This is a genomic window from Rufibacter roseus (assembly GCF_001647285.1).
Taxonomy (GTDB): Bacteria; Bacteroidota; Bacteroidia; order Cytophagales; family Hymenobacteraceae; genus Nibribacter; species Nibribacter roseus.
The window spans coordinates 1-1,490 of record NZ_LRML01000036.1; the positions used below are offsets into that span (position 1 = coordinate 1).

General features: G+C 68.3%; 1 protein-coding gene. It reads left to right on the forward strand.

The window, feature by feature from the left end:
* Nucleotides 1-1,402 (forward strand): carbohydrate-binding protein (locus tag A8O23_RS21160; RefSeq protein WP_153042317.1); only part of this gene is annotated, 1,402 nt, incomplete at its 5' end.
* Between the last annotated feature and the right edge of the window lie 88 nt (nt 1,403-1,490).

Consider the following 1,490-nt stretch of genomic DNA (forward strand, 5'->3'; position numbering starts at 1 on the left):
ACACATAGAGGCGGAGAGCTACAACGGCGAGAGCGGCACGGGCACGGAGGCCTGCACCGACGCCGGCGGAGGGCAGAACCTGAGCCAGATGCACGCGGGCGACTACGCCTACTACAACGACGTCCACTTCCCCGCCTCGGGAACCTACCTGGTCGAGTACCGCGTGGCCAGCACCAACGCCAGCGGCGTCATCTCCGCCGACCTCAACAACGGGGCCACCCAGCTCGGGACCGTGAGCGTCCCCAACACCGGCGGCTGGCAGAGCTGGACCACCGTCTCCCGCACCGTCAACGTCACCGCGGGCACCCACCGCTTCGGCATCAACGCCACGGTGGGCGGCTGGAACCTCAACTGGATCAGGATCAGCAAGTACAGCACCCTGATACAGGCCGAGAACTTCTCGACCATGTCCGGCATGGGCACCGAGGCCTGCACCGACGCCGGCGGGGGAAGCAACCTGAGCCAGGTGCACGCGGGCGACTGGGCCTCCTACTACGACGTGCCCTTCCCCGCCGCGGGCACCTACACCATCGATTACCGCGTGGCCAGCACCAACGGCGGCGGCGTCATCAGGGCCGACATACTCAACGGCCTGGTGCTGGGCAGCGTCAGCGTCCCCAACACGGGCGGGTGGCAGAACTGGACCACCGTCTCCCACACCGTCAACGTGACCCAGGGCGGCTTCCACCGGCTGGGAATAGAGGCCACCGTGGGCGGCTGGAACCTCAACTGGATACGCGTCACCAGGAAGGGCAAGCAGCTGGAGGCCGAGAACTACACCAACATGTCCGGGGTCAACACCCAGACCTGCACCGACTTCGGCGGGGGCCAGAACATGAGCCACATCGACGCCGGCGACTGGGCCTACTACAGCAACGTCAGCTTCCCCGCCTCGGGCACCTACACCATCGAGTACCGCGTGGCCAGCCTCAGCGGCGGGGGCACCCTGGAGGCCGACCTCAACATCGGCGCCACGGTGTTCCCGCAGGTGGCCGTGCCGGCCACGGGCGGCTGGCAGAGCTGGACCACCGTCTCCCAGAGCGTGACCGTCACGGCGGGCACCCACCGCTTCGGGGTGAAGGCCGTAGCGGGCGGCTGGAACCTCAACTGGATCAGGATCAGCAAGACGGGCGGCGGCGCCGCCGCCGCGGGGGCTGAGGCCGCCGCCGCCGAGGAGCAGGTCGCCCTCTACCCAAACCCCGCCCAGGGCGAGCTGTTCCTGCGCTTCTCCGGGGCCGGGGCCAGCGGAAGGGTCATCAACGCGGCGGGGCAGACGGTGCTCACCCTGCCCTCCCTTACGAGCGGGGGGCCGGTGGACGTCTCCTCCCTCAGGGGCGGGGTCTACATCCTGGAAATGGTCGTCGACGGGAGGAGGGTCACCAAAAGGTTCGTCAAGAGGTAGCACCAACGGCGGCCCCGGGTGAAAAACCCCAGCGCCCAAAGGGCCGCCTGAACCGCATGGAAACCCCACTGACACAGACTAACTCAGA